The sequence below is a fragment of the Streptomyces sp. CAI-85 genome (genome assembly GCF_013363615.1).
In the GTDB taxonomy this organism is placed as follows: Bacteria; Actinomycetota; Actinomycetes; order Streptomycetales; family Streptomycetaceae; genus Streptomyces; species Streptomyces antibioticus_B.
Map to the genome: position 1 here is coordinate 110,197 of NZ_JAANNX010000007.1, position 17,718 is coordinate 127,914.

The 17,718-nt window shown below is 70.4% G+C and carries 14 protein-coding genes and 2 pseudogenes; 9 read left to right on the top strand and 7 right to left on the bottom strand.

Annotated features, from left to right (window positions below; translation table 11 throughout):
• Positions 1-9 precede the first annotated feature (9 nt).
• Together G6W55_RS12065 and G6W55_RS12070 are read right to left on the bottom strand one after the other, a co-directional pair.
• Positions 10-519 carry a hypothetical protein gene (locus G6W55_RS12065; RefSeq protein ID WP_175520817.1) on the bottom strand — a complete coding sequence of 170 codons (510 nt, stop codon included), beginning with the start codon at positions 517-519 and terminating at the stop codon, positions 10-12.
• On the bottom strand, positions 516-1,964 hold the full coding sequence (locus G6W55_RS12070) for a hypothetical protein (RefSeq protein WP_175520818.1): 1,449 nt from the start codon (positions 1,962-1,964) through the stop codon (positions 516-518). The genes G6W55_RS12065 and G6W55_RS12070 overlap by 4 nt, the downstream gene beginning before the upstream one ends.
• 323 nt (positions 1,965-2,287) lie before the next feature.
• On the opposite strand from G6W55_RS12070, the gene G6W55_RS12075 reads away from it, so the two are divergent.
• The 5 genes and pseudogenes from G6W55_RS12075 (at position 2,288) to G6W55_RS39535 (ending at position 5,844) form a co-directional block, all read left to right on the top strand.
• Positions 2,288-2,854: a tellurium resistance protein gene (locus tag G6W55_RS12075; RefSeq protein ID WP_309243691.1), complete on the top strand. Its 567-nt coding sequence runs from the start codon at positions 2,288-2,290 to the stop codon at positions 2,852-2,854.
• 140 nt (positions 2,855-2,994) lie between these two features.
• Positions 2,995-3,522 (top strand): hypothetical protein, encoded by a 528-nt coding sequence (locus tag G6W55_RS12080; protein ID WP_175520820.1) that lies wholly within the window; start codon positions 2,995-2,997, stop codon positions 3,520-3,522.
• A gap of 139 nt (positions 3,523-3,661) precedes the next feature.
• Positions 3,662-4,621, top strand: coding sequence for a serine/threonine-protein kinase (locus G6W55_RS12085; RefSeq protein ID WP_175520821.1), 960 nt, complete (start codon positions 3,662-3,664; stop codon positions 4,619-4,621).
• A 282-nt stretch (positions 4,622-4,903) separates the two neighbouring features.
• Positions 4,904-5,242: pseudogene (locus tag G6W55_RS38590) on the top strand (RNase A-like domain-containing protein).
• Between the two features lie 20 nt (positions 5,243-5,262).
• Positions 5,263-5,844: pseudogene (locus tag G6W55_RS39535) on the top strand (hypothetical protein).
• A gap of 63 nt (positions 5,845-5,907) precedes the next feature.
• On the opposite strand, the gene G6W55_RS12090 reads toward G6W55_RS39535, so the two are convergent.
• The 5 genes from G6W55_RS12090 to G6W55_RS12110 all read right to left on the bottom strand — a co-directional run bounded on the left by G6W55_RS12090 (position 5,908) and on the right by G6W55_RS12110 (position 12,102).
• The gene (locus G6W55_RS12090) at positions 5,908-6,579 is read right to left on the bottom strand and encodes a hypothetical protein (protein ID WP_309243692.1); all 672 of its coding nucleotides are present in this window, start codon (positions 6,577-6,579) and stop codon (positions 5,908-5,910) included.
• Positions 6,576-7,814 carry an AAA family ATPase gene (locus tag G6W55_RS12095; RefSeq protein WP_175520822.1) on the bottom strand — a complete coding sequence of 413 codons (1,239 nt, stop codon included), beginning with the start codon at positions 7,812-7,814 and terminating at the stop codon, positions 6,576-6,578. Before G6W55_RS12095 ends, G6W55_RS12090 begins: the two co-directional genes overlap by 4 nt.
• 125 nt (positions 7,815-7,939) lie before the next feature.
• Entirely contained in the window at positions 7,940-8,344 is a 405-nt protein-coding gene (locus tag G6W55_RS12100) for an ATP-binding protein (protein ID WP_175520823.1), read from the bottom strand.
• Positions 8,345-8,519: 175 nt separating this feature from the next.
• Complete coding sequence (locus G6W55_RS38600; RefSeq protein ID WP_254876203.1) at positions 8,520-9,662, bottom strand: hypothetical protein; 1,143 nt, start codon at positions 9,660-9,662, stop codon at positions 8,520-8,522.
• 259 nt (positions 9,663-9,921) lie between these two features.
• Positions 9,922-12,102, bottom strand: a complete 2,181-nt coding sequence (locus tag G6W55_RS12110) for an N-6 DNA methylase (RefSeq protein ID WP_175520824.1) — start codon at positions 12,100-12,102, stop codon at positions 9,922-9,924.
• A gap of 166 nt (positions 12,103-12,268) precedes the next feature.
• On the opposite strand from G6W55_RS12110, the gene G6W55_RS12115 reads away from it, so the two are divergent.
• From G6W55_RS12115 to G6W55_RS12130, 4 genes are all read left to right on the top strand, one after another.
• Positions 12,269-12,859: a hypothetical protein gene (locus G6W55_RS12115; RefSeq protein WP_254876204.1), complete on the top strand. Its 591-nt coding sequence runs from the start codon at positions 12,269-12,271 to the stop codon at positions 12,857-12,859.
• A gap of 202 nt (positions 12,860-13,061) precedes the next feature.
• Positions 13,062-14,813: a hypothetical protein gene (locus G6W55_RS12120; RefSeq protein ID WP_175520825.1), complete on the top strand. Its 1,752-nt coding sequence runs from the start codon at positions 13,062-13,064 to the stop codon at positions 14,811-14,813.
• Positions 14,813-15,613: a hypothetical protein gene (locus G6W55_RS12125; RefSeq protein WP_175520826.1), complete on the top strand. Its 801-nt coding sequence runs from the start codon at positions 14,813-14,815 to the stop codon at positions 15,611-15,613. The genes G6W55_RS12120 and G6W55_RS12125 overlap by 1 nt, the downstream gene beginning before the upstream one ends.
• Complete coding sequence (locus tag G6W55_RS12130; protein WP_175520827.1) at positions 15,610-17,667, top strand: Hsp70 family protein; 2,058 nt, start codon at positions 15,610-15,612, stop codon at positions 17,665-17,667. The genes G6W55_RS12125 and G6W55_RS12130 overlap by 4 nt, the downstream gene beginning before the upstream one ends.
• Positions 17,668-17,718 lie beyond the last annotated feature (51 nt).

The window sequence follows — 17,718 nt, forward strand, 5'->3', positions numbered from 1 at the left end:
GCGCAGCCGTCAACGGGTGTAGAAGTAGATCTCCAGGTCGGCCGCGCCTGCGGAGCCGCCGTTCCAGAAGTCCCGGGTCGTCGCGTCGGTGAACATGTCCGGTCGTGCTTTCCGCAGCGACTTGTTGATCTCGTGGGCGTACGCCTGACCGTCGCTGGGCTCGACGGCCTGGCCGAACGTCAGGACGAAGGCGGCGGCGCGGCCTTCGTACCGGGCGGTGGCGGTACGGAGTTGTCTCACCATCTGCGTGGTGTCACCGACCGCCGCCGTCACATGGACCTTCACGGGCTTGCGTTCCACCGACCGGGGACCCTGCGGCGTCGGACTCGGTTCGGGTGACGGCTCGGAGGCGTCGGTGGACGAGGCGGAGGGGGAGGGCCGGGTCGCGGCCGCCTGCGCCGCCAGCGGATCGCCCCGGTCTCCCATGGACACGAGGGCGAGCACGAGCAGCATGTCGGCGAAGAGCCAGCCGGCGAGATGCAGCGGTGTGAAGCGGAACCCTCTTCTCAGCGGCCTCACCGCCCGGTTCCGATCCCGGCCCGCAGCTCCTCGGCCTGCCGCAGTTCGTCCTCGGCCCGCCTCTGGGCCGCCTCGGCGCCGGCCCGGGCCGCCTCCGCCTCGGCCCGGGCCCGTTCGGTCGCGTCGCGGGCCGTCTCGGTCTCGCGCAGCGTCCTCTCCAGGGCCTCGGCGACGCCGGTGAAGCGCTCGGCCGCGGTGTGCAGCGCGTGGCTGCGCGCCTCGATGCCCAGCAGGGCCTCGCGCGAGGCCTGCGCCGCATCGCCGGTGCGCTCGGCCACCGCGCCGAGATCGTTGAGCAGCCGGCCGTTGACATCCGCGACCACCTCGACACCGGTGGTGAACCCGCGCTGCGAGGCCGCCAGCAGGGTCATGGAGTCCTCGACCTGCCGCGCCGCGTCCGAGAGCGCCTTGTGGACGCTGCTGCCGTTGTCGCCGACCGCGGCCTCCAGCCGGTCCGCGGTGCGGGCGAGGAGGTCGCGCATCCCGTCCCCGGCGGTCCGCAGTTCCTCCACGGCCTTGTCGAGGACACCGGTCTGTCCGCTGACGGCGTCGGCCAGCCGCCGGCCCGCCTGTGTGACCGGGTCGTCCAGGCCCTCGACAGCGGTCCGGATGGCCGTCCCGCTGTCCCGGACGGTCTCCTCGATCCGCAGCACCACCTGCTCGATCGGCCGCACGTACGACTCCGCCTGGGCGAGACGCTGCTCCGCCTTGTCCATCGCCTCACCCACCACCTGGGCGGCCCGGGTGAGTTCCTCCTGCGTGGCGATCGCCTTGGTCTGCATGCGCTGGAGCCGGCCGGCCGCCGAGTTGAGCTCCGCCGCGAAGCGCTGCGGGGACGCGAACCGATGCGCGTTGAGCGAGAGTTGCGCCCGGGTGAGCACGGGCATCAGACGGAGGAGAGCCGCACGGGTGCGGGCACGTGCCTCCTCCTCACGGTGTTCGGCCGCACTGCGGCGGTAGCCGTGCACGGCGGTGAGGACGAACAGCATCCCCAGGGTCAGGCACCCGCTCACGGCGACGTGCCCGAACCGGAAGAGCTCACCGAGGTGTCCGTCGAACCCGGACTGCCAGAGCTGGAGGAACGGCCGCCCCGCGGCCTTGGGGTCGTCGCCCGTGAGCGCCCCGTACGCGCTCGACGCCTGCCACAGACCGAACCAGGTGAAGAGCAGCGGCAGAAAGACCAGCGCTCCCAGAACCCAGTCCAGCACGGAGTCGAACCGCGTGCCGCGGACGTCGGCGGTCGGCTCGGCGATGCTCTCGGGCCGTGCGAAGTGACCCATGAGATCGAGATCGGCCCATGCGTCGAGGGCCTCCGTCTCGCTGGAGCCGATTGCCTGTGCCAGTGCGCGCAGTTCCTCCGCGCGCGGTGCGAGCGCAGGGTCCTGCGCCAGGTCCTCCAGATGACGTGCCGTCACGCCTCTGTCGAGTTGGATCCCCGCGAACATTCCCACCCCTGCCCGGTGACGCCGGGTCGTTCTCGCAATCCACGCGCAGCGGCGGGTCGGTCCGGGACCAGCGGCGCATGCCCCCTGCTGCGCAGAACGAACTGATGGAGACTTTCACATCTTCTTCACCAGCCGCGCCATAATAGACGACGATCTCATCGGCGGACGGCGTGACATGAAACGGTCATGCGAAGGGCTGAACCCAGGGGGTTTCCTTGAGCGGTGACGGCAGACGACGAGGTGTCATCCGACTGACCGGCGGCGCGGAACCCGTCGAGTCCGAGCGTCGGACGGCGCGCGAGCCGGCGCCGCGGACGCGCACGGTGGAGCTCACCCGGCAGACACCGCGGGCCGAGATCGCGGGGCGGGGCGTCCTCCAGGTGAACCTCAACTGGTCGGTCACCTCCGAGGCCGATCTCGATCTGGGCTGCATGGTTCTCACCCACGACGGAATGGGCGTGGCGGTACAGCCCCTCGGCGCGGAGTTCGGTGACCTCGACGGCTGGCCCCACGTCAGCCTCGACCAGGACGACCGGACCGGCGAGACCTCGGACGGCGAGACACTACGGATCAGCCTCGAGAACCGGCACCTGTTCACCAAGCTCCTCGTCTACGTGTACATCTACGAGGGCGCGGCTGATTTCCGGACACTCGGAGGCGTCGTCACCATCGGTGCGCCGAGCGGAACTTGGCGGATCCACCTGGACGACTCACCGGCCGGGGCCACCTCATGTGCCATCGCCTTGCTGACGCCGGGGCGCGACACCCTGGACCTGCGGCGCGAGGTCCGCTGGTTCACCGCCGACCAGCGGATGTCGAACCAGCAGCTCATCGACCAGGCGTACGGCTTCGGCTTCGAGTGGGTGCCGGGGGCCAAGCCGCTTCTGTGAGGTCGAACCGTCGAACCGCGGGGCAGTGCGGCATTCACACGATCGGATGACAGATCCGTCGGCGGGCACGCCAGGAGGACGCGGGCCGTTGGCCCCTGTGACGGGAGCTTCCCGCTCCTGACGACCACGGGGGTAGAGAGATGGGCCTGCACTTCCAGCGGCACACCGACGGAACGGCCGCCGACCGGGACACCCACACCGAAACCGAAACCGACACCGGCCTCGCGCGGCGGCCGGTCCGCGAGGACGCGTACCGAGAACATGCCCCACCACGGCAACCGACCCCTCGCCTGCACCGCTTCGCCCTGCTGCACGACGAGTTCGACGACGTCGGCTTCGGGCATGAGCGGTACGAGACTCTGCGCACCCGGCCGCCCGGAGGCTGCGAACCGGTCGACCGGGGCGGCTTCGCCCTGAAGTGCGAGCGGCCCGGCCGGACCCTCCTGGACGCGGTGTCCGACACCGTCGGCGAGATCCGCCGCGAGCACGGCCTGGTGATGAACAGCCTCGGCATCGAGGACCCCGGCGAACGGCTCGACAGCGACAGGAACGGCTACGACGCCCAGATCGTCGCCCACCTACTGCTGACCGCCGCCCATCGCGCGGCCCTCCTCGGCTACCGCAGGAAGGACCTGGTGCGCCTTCTCGACGCGGCGGGCGCGGTGTAGCGGACGGCTCCGGGTCCCTGCCGTAGCTCCTGGTGCGTCGGACTGATTGACTTCTCCGGCGCGAGCCGTCGACGCCGGCCTGTCGACCGGGCGGCCCGCGCACCGACATCACCGCCGGCGCTCATCGGAGGAAGCGATCGTGGAGCAGTTCGCCGTGGGCAAGGTTCTGCGCGGCAGATACCGGCTGGACGGGATTCTGGGCAGAGGCGCCATGGGGCACGTCTGGCGGGGGACGGACGTCTATCTGGAGCGTCCTGTCGCCGTGAAGACCGTGGCCACGGATCTTCTGGCCGTGCCCGAATGGCGTCGCACCGCCCTGGCGCGCTTCGAGAGGGAGGCCAAAGCCGCTGCCCGCCTCGACCACGCCAACATCACGGCCGTGTACGACGCGGCCGTCACCGAGGACGTCTGCTGCCTGGTGATGCAGCTCGTCGACGGCACGACCCTCGACAACGTCGTCGACGCCGCCGACGACGGACATTTGCTCGTGTCCGCCGCGGTCTCCGCCGCCGCGCAACTGTGCTCAGGACTGTCCGCCGCACACGCGGTCGGCCTCGTACACCGGGATCTCAAGCCCCAGAACATCATGGTCGGTGCCGACGGCCTGGTGAAGATCCTCGATTTCGGTCTTGTGAAGGTTCTCTCGGACACCGACCCGCAGCTCACCATGACGGGCGAGACGCTCGGAAACGTGGCCTACGCGTCGCCCGAACTCCTGGTCGGCGAAAAGGCGTTGGACGGCCGCAGCGATCTGTACGCGGTGGGATGCCTGCTGTACCACATGCTCACCGGCCGGCCCCCGTTCCTGGGGGAGGGGCCCGCCGAGCTGGTGACCCAGCACCTCACCGCGGCACCGCCCCGGCCTGCCGATCGCGGTGTCGAGACACCGGCCGCGCTCCAGGACCTGCTGGACACACTGCTCGCCAAACGCCCCGAGGACCGCCCTGCCGACGCGGCGACCGTCTACGCCGCCCTCTCCCCGTACCTGCCGCCCCCCGATCCGGTGCTCGCGACCCGCAGGATGCCGCCGGAGGATCCCCGGCGGCCCTTCCTCGTGCCCCAAGGGCCGATCATGCCACGGCCGGCGGCCGGCCCCTGATCAGCTCCTGGATGAACGGGCTCGGCTGCCCGTGCAGAAAACGGCCGGGCGGCCCTGCTCGCGATGGGTTTCGTCCTGGCGCGCGAGAACGTGTTTCTGGACGAGGTCCGTCCCGTGCAAGTACGACGGTATGCCGATGATCCGATCGGTGCGGGGGCCCTGGCTCGCTCGATCGATGTCCTGTCCTCGCCGGGGCGGCGGGGCGAGGTGAGGCACTCGCGCATCCAGGCCCCAAAGACGCGGAAGCCTCTGACGACGTCCGAGGCCACATCCGTGCACCCCATGTCGAGCAGGGCGGTCACCGTGCCTGAAAAACGCCCTGTACATACGGCCACTTCGACTTACCCGGACCGTGGAACCGCCCAATGGGCCTCCCAGCAGGTCGTCACCGCGAACGGGTAGATCATCCACCGCTGGCTGGCCCGGTCCACGTGTCCCCGCCTGACCGTCGAGGCATCCTGGCCGTCCCGGGTCGAGCCGGTCGGCCGGGTGTTGCTCCAGGCGATGATGCTCGCGGGGCGGGAGCCCGTCGACGCGCGGGCCGCCCGCGTGGTGCTGAGACGGGATGCGTCCCGTCCGCACGGCTTCGCCGTACACGCCACATTTCTTATCTACCTGTAGCGACCCGTAGAGGCTGAACTGTGCCCCTGAGCCCCCGAGAACACGTTTGTCGCTACGCGAACTGGACCAGGTGATCCGCGCCTACGCCGGACAGCAGGCAGACGACACACCAGAGCGCCCGAGCCATGCACTCACCGCCTACCTGCGGCACACCTGGCACACCCGCCCGTGGGCGCTGGCCGTCGCCGAACGGCAGTTGCGCGAGTACGCCGAGCACCCCGCCGGGGCGACTGCGCCTGCGGCTGGGGGAGTTCTACTTCATCGGCGACACCGGGTTGCCGGAGAGTGAGATCCAGCAACGGGCTCCACTGCATCGCCGACCACATCAAGCACAGCGTGACGGGGCGGTTCCGCCGCCCGCCGTGCCGACGACCCACTGGGAGTGACATGCGTGCTTCCCGGAGCTCGGACAGTTCCTCGGCGAGTCCGATTACGCCCTGGCCGTCGCCGAACTGGGAATACCGGTCGATCCTCCGGCCCCGTACAGTCCCAGCGGCTGGCTCGCCTCCGTCGCCACTCGGCTCGCGGCGCCACGAGCCGAGCAGGGGCCGCCGGTACAGGATGATCAGGCCGGGCGCGAGGGCCCGGTCAACGGCTGGTGACGCATGGCAGGGATGCTCTGGCAGAGCTCATGGAACGGTTGGCGCGTGAGATGAGCGTGTGGGTCAGACCCAGGCTGTGAGGTCCCCGACGAAGTCGTCGTACGAGCGGTTGCTGCCGCGCGGGGAGGGAATCAGCCGCCGGGCCCTCGCCTCGCGTGCCACCGCCGGTCCGTCGCTCTCCCGGAACACCGGCAGGCCGAGCCCACGCTTGAGCTCCTCCTTGGCGTCCCTGATGCGCCCGGTGTCCTTGTCCAGGAGCCGCGGGGGCACCTTCCAGCGCGGACGCACATGGGGGAAGGCGTCCGGGAACAGCAGCAGCCAGCTTTCGCTCTCCCAGGAGGCGAGCGCGAGAGCGGTGCGGAAATGCGGGCACTGGCGGGTCAGTTCGTCGGCGAGGGCCTTGCGGATTCGGTCGTAGCCGGCGTCCACGTACCCGTCCAGATCCTCGTGGACGACGAAGCCGACCAGCTCCGCGCGCTCGCGGAGGGCCCTCGCACGCGCCTTGCCGGCCAGGGTCCTCACAGCGGCGGCCAGTTCCGGGCCGGATTTCCTGCGCAGCCGCACCGGGTCATTGATGCGGACGAGCTTGGCGGTCTCGTTCAGATCGGGCCGGTGCGCCCGTATCAGTTCGGCGAGGATCCGGCAGTCGTTCTGGTCCTCACCGGCCAGCACGACGACGCCCCGCGCCTGGCCCTTGGTCGTGCGCCCGCCATTCTGTCGCCTGCCCGGGGTCACAGCTCACCTCCGGTGAGGTCGCCGCCGAGAACACCGGAGAACCACAGCTCCCCGAGAGGCTGTCCGCCGGACTCCTCGACGATCGCCTTCACCTCGTCGACGGTCAGTGCGGGGATGATCGACGCGCCGTCGTCGTCGCGGTCGCACACCACGAACTCCTCCGGCCGCAGCCGGTTGACAAGCGCCGGGGAGTGGGTGGCCACGATGAACTGCGTCCGCTCGGCGGCTTCACGCAGCCGCTGCACGACGAGTTCCAGGGCTTGCGGGTGCAGCCCGTGGTCGATCTCCTCGATGCAGGTGAACGCCGGTGGGTTCGGGTCGTAGAGCAGGGCGAGCAGGCCCAGCAGGCGGACCGTGCCGTAGGAGGCATCGGCGAGCGGTGTGAGTCGGCGCAGGCCGCGTTCACGCAGCACGACGGTCAACTGGTCCGTGGAGCCGCCGACCTCCTCGAACTCGATGTTCTCCAGTTGCGGCAGAACGGTTTGGGCGTCGGCCACCAAGTCGTCCCAGATCGCCTCGCGGCCACTGAGGTGGATCAGGAACGCGGCCAGGTTCTCGGCGTGCGGGGAGAGCGAGGCGAAGCGCGCGCCCCGCAGGCGGGTCGGCTGCCGGGCCGCCACCACGTCGACGTCGAACACCCGGAACGACGACAGCCGGTCCGCGACCCGTGTCACCTCATCGCCGCCGTCAGCGGGACCGAGCCGGGGCAGCGTGGACAGGCCGCTGCTCAGCCTCCGAATACTGAAGTTGCCGCTGTCCTTCGTCTGTCCCGCCCGTTCGTCGACGACACGTGCTTCTTCCCCGGAGATCCTGATGCGACGGCCGCGTCCCTGCTTGCGTTTGAACGCGAACATCTCCTCACGCGACAGGGTGTACCGGGTCCCCCTGCTCTCCTGGTTCGACGACGGCAGGGAGCGCCGTCGGATGACGAGGTTGTACTCGTCCGGTGCGTTGAGCGAGGCATTGCTGGTCCAGGTCGCCTTGAGCTGGATGCGCATCGAGGTCGGCGGTCTGCTTCCGCCCCAGAAGGCCACCTCGTCGAAGCCGCCGCGGGAGTCCAGCGCAGGCTGGAGGTCTGTGCGGATGATGTCGGCGAGCAGGTCGAACACTTTCAGCACATTCGACTTACCCGCGCCGTTGGGGCCCACCAGCACCGTGAGGGGACCGAGCGGCACGGTCACATCGCGCAGACTGCGGAAGTTCTCGACGTGCAGTTCGAGGAGGCGGCCGGGCATGGAAAACCTATCGCGTAGGTGTGGTGGACGTTCCGCTCGCGCTCGGTATGCATCCGACCGCGAGCGGAATTTTCGTGGCTCAGCGTAGCCGGGAGGGCTGACATCGGTTCGCGTATTCGCCGCGGTCATCCCGTCGGGGGCCGGCCCGTGTGCAAGGTCGCCCACACGGTCCTGCCGGGGCCGCCGCGGCGGTCGGTGACGCCCCAGCCGGCGGCGAGGGCGGCGACGATGAGCAACCCGCGGCCGGACTCGGCGTCGGGATCCGCGGCAGGGACCACGGTGGGGCGGCGCTCGCCCCGGGTGTCCGACACCTCCAGGCGCAGTTCACTGTTGGCCCCGGCGGTCAGCCGCACGTGGAAGTCCCTTCCGGGAACACGCCCGTGCCGTACGACGCTCGCGCTCAGATCGGCGGTGATCAGCGTCAGTGTCTCGTCGACCTCGCTGTCGTACGGGTGACCCCAGGTGTCCAGGCAGTGCGCGACGAACAGCCGGGTCGGCCGGGCGCCCCGCGGGGTCGATGTGAACGACATGGCGAACTCACTGGTCCCCGCGGCACGGTGGGGAGGGGAAAGCGGTGTGTGCATGTGGTCGGCGTCGTGGCCGGGCCGGGTGTGTCACCAGGAGCGACGCCTGTACTGCCGCGTTCCATACGTACCTGCCGGGCCCAAGCGCAGGAGTGCCGTGAGAGCCCGGTGCATGCCGACGTCAGTCCCGGCGGCACCGCTCCCGAAGCTCCGCGAGAATCGCCTTCTCACGGGAGCCGGCGGCACCGTCCACGGCGGCCACGCGCTCCGCCGCGTCGAGCACGTCGTCGAGATCGCCCGGTTCGGCGTCCACGAGCTTCCACACCTCGGCGGGGTCGATGTCGATGACGTTCGCGAACCTGTCGTCGACCACCTCGTGCTGCTCCCGGACCAGACGCACCAGATGCCGCATCAGCAGCGCCTCGTCATCGGCGATCTTGTTCTTCGCGTTCGCCCTGAGGACGAGCCACGCGACCCACAGCATCAACTGCGGGTGCCGGCTGCGCTCGCTCAGCTGCTCGGCGAGTTCGATCACCCGCGCCTCGTTCCGGAACACGGCACGCGCATGCCGACCGGCGACGAGCGTGGTGTACCGGTTCAGCAGGACGGCGAGGGGGACGCCGACGAGAGGGATGCCGATCTTGATGACGTTGCGCTGGAGGAGGTGCTTTCCGACAACGGGGAGCGCCTTTCCGGCGGTGATCACCGATCCCGAGTAGAAGCGCTTCACCAACGGTCGCACCATGACCGGGATCATCTTGGACGCGGTCTTGTTGGCCGCTTCCCCGCTCTTGATGGTGAAAGCCACGCGGATGAGCTTCCACAGGTCCTCGGGGTCGTGCACGTCGACCGGCACGCGGTAGAGGACGGATATGTCGTAGGCCAGGCGGAGCTGGAGCTGGGAGATGAAGGCGACGTCGACCATCATCGTCGCCGCGGCCGCCGGGACGGTCGCCGGGGAGGCACCTCCGAGGCTCCCGATGGTGGCGACGACGGCCGCCGTGTACGCACCGGCGGAGAGCCCGCCTTCGAGCGCGGCGTACCGGGACGCCATCTTGATCCGCTGATCCACGATGACGTCGGCGGGCACACCCTCGTAACGGTCCTGGAAGTACTGCCAGTCGACCTTCTCCGTGTACGAGTTCATGGCATGAGCGGCGAGCTTGGTGAACCAGTTGCCGGACTTGATGTCGTCGCCGCTCAGCCCTTTGACGAAGTCCCTGATCTGGGCCTGCTCCTGCTCGACGACCTTCCGGTCGGCAGCGTCTGTGGCTTCGTCAGTGTCTTTGTCGGTGCCGGCAGCGTGCGTCGTGGCTTCTGTCATGGTGCATTCCCCCAACTGTTCCGCGGCCGGCTGAGCTGCGGGGCGCGGGCACCCCTGCTGCCGTCTCCGCGCGCTGATTCGGCGAGTGGCACGACGGCCGCTCTGTCCTCCCCTTGAGGGCGCAACCTTAGCTTGTCGTCAGGCGGCCGATGCTGTGGTGAATTACGCGGGCGCGGGCGTACAGCTGGGGGTTGTACGGGGGAGGGCAGCGCTCGTATGCGGTACGGGGGGAACCCGGGCGAGAGGCGACCCCGGCCGGCTAGGAGGACGAGCGGCCGCGCGGCGGACGTGGGGTCGCCTCACGCGACGGCAGCAGTTGCCCCCCGGTCAGCCCTCCTGCCAGCAGCCCCGCCGTCTCCTCCGCCAGCCGGGTCGCCCGCCGGGCCTCCGCCCGCAGTTCGTGCACGTGCCGGAACGCCTCGCCGTACCGCCGTTGCTCCTCCAGCGGCAGCAGCGGCACACGGAGTCGGCCGGCGGTGACGGTCAGGACCGTGCTGCCCGTCGACGCGCCCGCGATGTTCTCCTCCGCGCCCAGGAACCCGGCGAGGAACCACGGGTCCAGGCGGGCCGGGTCCGGCCGGAAGAGGTGGACGTTGCCGAGCAGTGCCCCGGCGTCCTCCTCGCCCGCGACCCGGGCCATCGGGCCGTCGCCGCTCGCCACCGCCCGCACGAGGACGTCCCCGACGGCGATCACGGGCGCGGTGTCGTCGTACGGCCCGGCCGGGACTCCCGTGGGGCCCGAGCCCGACGCGATGTCCCCGTGGGTGAGGACCGGCCGGGTCTCCGGCTCCGCGTCCTCGCGGGTCGTGTCCTGTGTGGCTTGCGCGCGGGTGCGTGCGGTGTCGGGCAGGGGGCGCAGCAGGGTGAGCGCCCCGCCGCGCATCAGATCGGACGCCGTCGCCGTGCGCCACTCGCGGGCCGAGGCGCCCGCGGCGCTCCAGCCCTCGTGCCCGGCCGTCCGGGTGAGGGACTTCGCGGCCCTGACGAGATCGCGACGGGCGACGTCGACCTTCGCGGACAGTTCCGACGGGTCGATCTCCGCCCGTGAGGCCCGTACGAGCCGCGCCGGGGTCAGGTCCACCACGTCGTCGAGCAGGTCCACGACGCCCGCCACGTACGCGACACCGGGCTCTCCCTCGAACGTGTCCGGGCCGTCCGTGAACGCCCGCCACGCGCCCAGGGCGCGCCGGGTGATCCCGTCCCAGTCGGGGGCGGCGGACCGATTCTCGCCCCGAGCGCGCCTGCCTACGACGGTGCCGTCGCGCCCCACCGCCTCCGCGGCCGTGTCGACGAAGAGGACCGACTTGCGCTCCGGGCCGCCCGGCTCGGGGCGTTGCAGCACCCAGATCTGAAGGCCCACGTGGAGCGGCACCGCCGCGCCGGGCGGCAGGGCGATCACCGCGCGCAGGGCGCCGCTTCGCACCAGTTCCGCCCGGACGCGGCGCCCCGAGGCGCGGCCGGCCACGGCGGGCGGCAGGAGCAGGGCCGCGTGACCGCCGGGCGTCAGATGGGCGAGCGCGTGCTGCACCCAGGCCAGCTCCGACTCGGCGCGCGGCGGCACGCCGTACGCCCAGCGGGGGTCGTAGGCGAGTTCGTCGTGGCCCCAGTCCCGGACACCGAACGGTGGGCTGCACAGCACCGCGTCGACGAGCAGACCGGGGAACGCATCCGCGCGGAGGCTGTCGGCGGCGCGCACGGCGACCGTCGCCTCCGGAGCCGTCAGCATCAGGCTCACGGCGCTGCGCAGGGCCTGCACGGGCAGCAGATCCTGGCCGTACAGCTCGCGGGCGCCCCGCCGGGCGGCGGCCGCGAGAAGGGTGCCGCTGCCGCAGGCCGGGTCGAGGACCCCGGCAGGGGTGCCGGGGAGGAGGTGGGCGAGCAGGTCCGCGAGCGGCTCGGGAGTCGCGTACGCGCCGGACGCGGCGCTGTCCTCCAGCTCCCGCTCCGCCAGCACACCCAGCGCGGCCTGGCTTCCCTCGTCGCGTACACAGGTGTACAGGGCGCGCAGCACCGCCGCGTCACCGGCCGAGAAACGCACCTCGTCCGTGGCCGGCACGGTGTCGGCCGCGGCGGACGCCTCCCGTTGTGCGCGGGCGACGAGGTCGGTGTCCGACAGCCGGGCGGCGGCCGTCAGTTCCTCGGACGGGAGAGCCGCCGCCGCGAGGACGAGGAGCAGCAGGTCGGATGCGCCGGTGCCGCCCTGCCCGTGCAGACGGAGGGTCGTGCGCAGTTCCTCCGACGGGCTCGCCGCCGATGCGTGGCCGCGTGAGGCGAGCCAGGCGCGCACCGACTCCAGGTCGTACAGCGGGCTGCTGTCCGTCCCCCCGGAGGGAGCCGGGAAGTCGTCGTGCCGACGACGCCAGTTGCTGACCGTGGCGCGTGTGACCCCCGCGATGCGGGAGATCTCGGCGGCGGTCACCTGGGCGGAGGTCTGGGGCATGGCGAGGCGGGCCTTTCGCTGGCGGACGTAAACAACCTACAACGGTCGTCAAGTGCGGGAAGATGATTGACAGTGCTTTCAGGTGCATGCTTACCTATGGACGCTTCCAATCGGAAGCGGCGCCCTACCGTGCGACAGGTCGGGCACAACAGAAACGGAGCGCACCATGAACACCCCGAACCCCGCCCCGCACCCCGGCTCCCAGCCCGGCCCTGTCCCTCAGGGCGCCTGGGGCCCCGCGGCGCCGGTCCCGCCGACCGGACCGTCCCCCGCCGGAGCCGCGTCCCGCCGCAAGCAGCGCATCAAGTACGCCGCCACCGCCGCCGTCGCCCTGTTCGTCGGCGTCGGGATAGGTGCCGGCGGCGGCGAGTCGGAGCCCGGCGGCACCACTGACGCGAAGGCGGCTCCGCAGCCGACGGTGACCGTCACCGAGACGGCGCCGGGCAAGGCTGCGCCCGCGCCCACCGTCACCGAGACGGTCACGGCCCGGCCCAAGAAGACCGAGGCGGCCGGCCCGGCGACCACCTTCTCGGGCGAGGGCGAGTACCTCGTCGGCGAGGACATCAAGCCGGGGACGTACAAGACGGCCGGTCCCGAGGGCGAGTTCGGCTGCTACTGGGAGCGGGCCAAGGACGCCAGCGGCGAGTTCGAGGCGATCATCGCCAACAACAACCTGGAGGGGCCGGGGAGGGTGACGCTCAACAAGGGCGAGTACTTCAAGACGAATCGGTGCGGTGAGTGGAAGAGGGTGGGGTGACGGGGCAACGACGAATCCGTACCGGTCGTGACCGGCGCCGCACGGCATGTGCGCCGGTGACGTGTGACGCACGGCCACGAAGGCGGTTGACTCCTGCCTTACCATCAGGGCGGCTCACCGTGTGCGGACCGGTCGGGGAGAGAACCGGGCGTGCGCGGAGAGGGGGAGGAATTCGCCGATGACTACCGAATCGGCTGCCTCGGTGGAGCTGGACAAGCTGAGGCATGAAGAACTGCAGCGACGGGAGCAGCGTCGCCTGGCCCGCGAGAACGGCAGCAGCGCTCCGCTGCGCGGCCGACGTTGCTCCCAGGGGGACGGCCGTCCCGCGGAGGGGCACAGTGCCGTGGCGGCGGAGCAGTCGGCTACCGAGCCGCTACGGCTGCCGACGCGCGTGAGTCATGTGCTGCGGCGCGTCCTGGAGGAAGCCGGCGAACCACCGGATCTCCTCGATCGCGTGGCGGCGAGGGCGGGGGAAGCCCCGGAACCTCTGCGAGCGGTGGCTGCCGACGCTTTTGTGCTGTTGAGCCGCCTGGAGCCCCTGCCGGCCCTGGGGTACCTCCTCGACCTGGCGAGCGGCGGGATCCCCGTCCTCGTCGAGGAGGACCGTTCGCGCGCCGAGGCGATTCGCTCAGGCCGTCTGCCGGCACCCTCCACGCAACCCGGTCACGTCGACGCATGGCAACTGCATCTGGAGGCCCACGAGGCACAGGGCCGCGCCACATTGTCGACCGAGTCGTGGCAGCGACTCGTCGAGAGGCTGCCCCTGCCCGTGGTCGACGACCTGATCGACCGGCGCAGCCTCCCCCGCGGCCTAGCCCCCCACACCTGGCTCGCTCAGAGCGAGCGCGTGCGATACGTGACGGCGCGCCTGGAGCCGGGGCGGCTCAGCGACGCCGACGTGGCGGCGCTGGACTGGCGGGACGAAGCGTGTCGCCGTGCTCTGGCTGAGGGCGACACGGTGGACCCGGTCGACGGGCGCCATGACGAGTGGAGTCTGCGCTCCGCCCTCCTGGCCGGAGACGTGTCGGCTCTGGACGAAGCCGATGCATACGCGGACCTGGACCTCCCGCTGGAACTCGACGATCTCGTCCGGTCTCTGCGACACGTGCGCCGAGGTGGACCCGTGGACGGGCGTCTCGGCCGCGACCGTTCACTCTTCGGCCTGCTGGAGGACTGCGTCCCCGCCGGCCGTCTCATCTCCGGATCCACGCCTTTCCACCACTGGGCCGGTACACGGCGCCTCTATCGAATCCTCGACGACATGCACTGGGCCATGGCCTGCGAGCCGGAGCAGGTCGAACCCGCCGTGCGTGCGGCTCTCCAGCAGGCGGCGGCCCTGCGCAATCCAGAACCTCGGGGAGCCGCGGGCTCGGCGGATCGAGAGGCGCGAGCCGTCCAGGCGTACCTGACCTACCTGCACGCGCGCCCCGGCGACCGGGATCGACTCGACCAGGCCGTCGGCCTGCTCGAAGACGTGCTCAAGCGAGGAGGCAAGCGGCGGGGCGGTGTGGACGGACCGCAGAAGCGTCGTCTGAGAACCCTGAGCGAGCTCCTCCAGGCGCTGCGCCTCAAGGGCAAGCCGCACGATGTCCTCAACCCCTACCTCGCCCTGTGCGTCGAGCACGGTTCCAGCGAGTGGGGTCAGGGATGGCGGGACCTGCGGCGCCAAGTACCGTCGGCGCAACTCGAGTACATCAACGGGGCCAAGGACCGGATCCGGCGCATCGAGACCGCAGAACGCCTGGGACAGACGCCGGAGATCTTGTACGAGATCCCCGTGAGCGAGCGCTTCTTGTGGGTGCCGGACGACCACGCCGAGCTGCTCCACCCCGGCCCGCGGCCGCTGGAGCGCCGTACACATCCGAGTACCGTCGAGGAGAAGTCGTGGACCGCCGCCGAGGCGGCCCGGGAGATCATCGGCCGTTGTGCCGGGAGATTGAGGACCGACCACTGATGCCCCCGCAGAAGAAAGCACGGAAGAAGCCGGCGGCAGAGCCCCGACGCATCGAAGCGTTCGAGGGGGTGCGCAACAGGCCCAAGACCGGGAGAGCGCGCGCCCGTTCATGGGACGAGGCGGACCCGGCACCTCGCCCGGCCCAGGGCGCCCCTTCCACCGTACGACGAGCACAGCGCCCGCCTGCCGAGGTCACCGTGCAGGGCGCCGGCACCACGACGGAAGCCGCGACAGCGGTGGATCCGCGATCGGATCCCGAGGTCATGTTCCGCATCCTCAGCGACAAGATCGCTGTGAAGGTGGACCGTGCGGCGATGAAGGCGGGTGCGAGCGCCGCCCAGGAGGTGAGCCGTCGGCTCACCGCCGAGCTCGACGCGGCAATCGAGGGCGCACAGTCCGTTGCGGGGAAGATGGGGACTCTGGTCCAGCATGCGGTCCAGGCCGCGGTGGACGAGGCCCTGCGTACTGCTGTGCTCAACGCGACGCGGGTACGTGAAGAACACCTGGCACAGCTGGCGTTGATCGACCGTACCGCTCAGACGGCAGGAGACGTCACGGCCGTGCGGCTGCGTGTCGAGGAAGAGATGCGCCGCTCCGGCCTCACGAGGATCACGGTCGCGGACCCTGACGCCTTCAACCTGGTCAATCCTGCCGAACACAGGGGAAGCAGCGCCTACGAGGTACTCGCCCCCGCCTACGTGGACGGCAGAACGGGACAGATCGTCCAGCGCGGGGAGATGCAGCGGATGCCCTGCGATCCCGATGTGCCCGGCAGCACCGAGGAAGAGAACGAAAGATGACGTACGGCATCGATTTCGGTACGAGCAACTCGGTCGTCGCCCGTTGGACCGGCAGCGCCACCGAGGTGATCCGGGTGGACAGCGCGGCCCTGCCGGCGGAATGGAACAGGCCGGGCTTCGACGAGTTGTTTCCCTCCGTCGTCTCGTTGCGGGACATACAGCGGACCCTGTGCTTCGGCTGGTCCGCCAAGTGCGAGACGGCGGACCCGCAGGACGCCGTCAAGCGTATGCTCGCCTCCCGACCGAAGGCGATGGAAGGCGATGAGCCCGGTGCCGCCGCCGGAACGGTTCCGGAAGAGTACGAAGTCTGGCTCGGTGACGAGGCGTTCCGCAGCACCACCGTGGCCGCGGCCCTCTTCGACCGGATGAGGGTCGGCGTACGACGGAACCTGCGAGAAATGGACGAAGCCGTCGTCACGGTGCCGGCGAATGCCACCGGTGCCGCGCGCTATCGCACCAGAGCGGCTGCCCGGCTCGCAGGCATCAAGGTGAAGGCGCTGATCAACGAGCCCACGGCCGCGGCCATCAGCTACGCGCACGACTTTCCCGGAGAAGGACGCTTCCTCGTCTTCGACTGGGGCGGCGGCACGATCGACGTCACCGTCCTCGAGCACTACGACGGCATCTTCGACGAGGTGGCGTCACGCGGCATCACGGCGCTCGGTGGCCTGGAGTTCGACGAGGAGCTCGTGAAGCTGGCTCTGGCGAAGCTCGGCAGCTATCCGGACAGACTGACCCGGAAAGAGGCCCGCCGGTGGCGGCGTCACGTCGAGCTGACGAAGATCGTGCTCTCGCAACCCGACACCGAGCAGGTGTTGTTCGAGCCGCTGGGCGGCCATCCTCCCGTGGTGATCCACAGAGGCGAGTTCGAGGACGCCGTACGGCCGCTCGTGCGCCGTGCGCTGGTGCCGTTGGAGGAATGCCTGCAGGATGTGGGGCTGACCGCCCAGGATCTGGACGCCGTACTGATGATCGGCGGCACGTCCCAGATCCCGTTGGTGCGCCGGGAAGTCGAGCGGGTCCTGGGGCGCGAGGTCGTCGACGCGCGACTGTGCAAGCCGATGACCGCCGTGGCGAGGGGCGCCGCCATCACGGCCGCGGAGATCGACGGCCTCATCCCCGAGACCACCATTTCCGTCGCGACGAGTCACGACCTCGGCCTGTCCTTCGACGCGGGAGGGCGACGGGGCTTCGCCACCCTGGTTCCGCGCTATTCGACCCTGCCCGCACGTGGCACTCGCAGTGCCATGCCCGCTGTCCGCGGAGCGGCCAAGGTGATCCTGGAGATCGTCGAAGGCGACGGGATGCGCGCCGCGGACGACGAGCGGACGTTTCCGCTCGCCCGACTGGAACTGCCCGTCCCGCAGCCCAGTGCCGATCCGTCGAGCAACGTGTTCGACGTCGACTACCACTACGACCGCAGCGGCATCCTCAAGGTGCACGCCAAGGCCCGGCACACCGGGGTCGTCATTCTCGACGAGGAACTGGACTGCTTCGGACCGGACGGCACTCCCATCGCCCAGGGCATCGACAGGGAGTTGGAGCGACTGCTCGGCCGTATCGAGGAACCGGCTGTTCAGGGCACCACACCCTCTTCACACCCGACCGAGATCCCGGCACACCAAGAAGACGCGCTCGAGGGGACGACGGGCGCGGGAGCCCCCGCCCTGGTGGTCGACGGCCGTGGCATCATGACGGCAGGCAGGACCGCCGCGTCGCCCCGCCCGCCGAGCATGCGTCTGCTGGGGGCGGCCCTGTCGGAAGTCAGACGTCGCTACCCCGAGCGCCACGTCGTCACCGTGATCGGAACCGATGTCGCTGATGCGGTCGAATATGACGAACGGCACCTGTTGGACCGGGCGGTTGCGGAAGGGCTGATCGTCACCGTCCCTTCGGCCTCGCCGCAGGCCGTTCTGAACGTGGCGCATCAACTCGACGCGATGGTGGTGTCCATGGACAACCTGACACGCTTTCGTACCCCGCATCCCTGGGTGGTGGAGAAGGGGCGTTTCGTGAAGCTCGCCCACGTGGACCGCAACTGGGTTTTCACGTAGGGCAACTTCACTGTCCAGTAGTCCCGAAGTTCCGCCGACTGGCCCGTACCC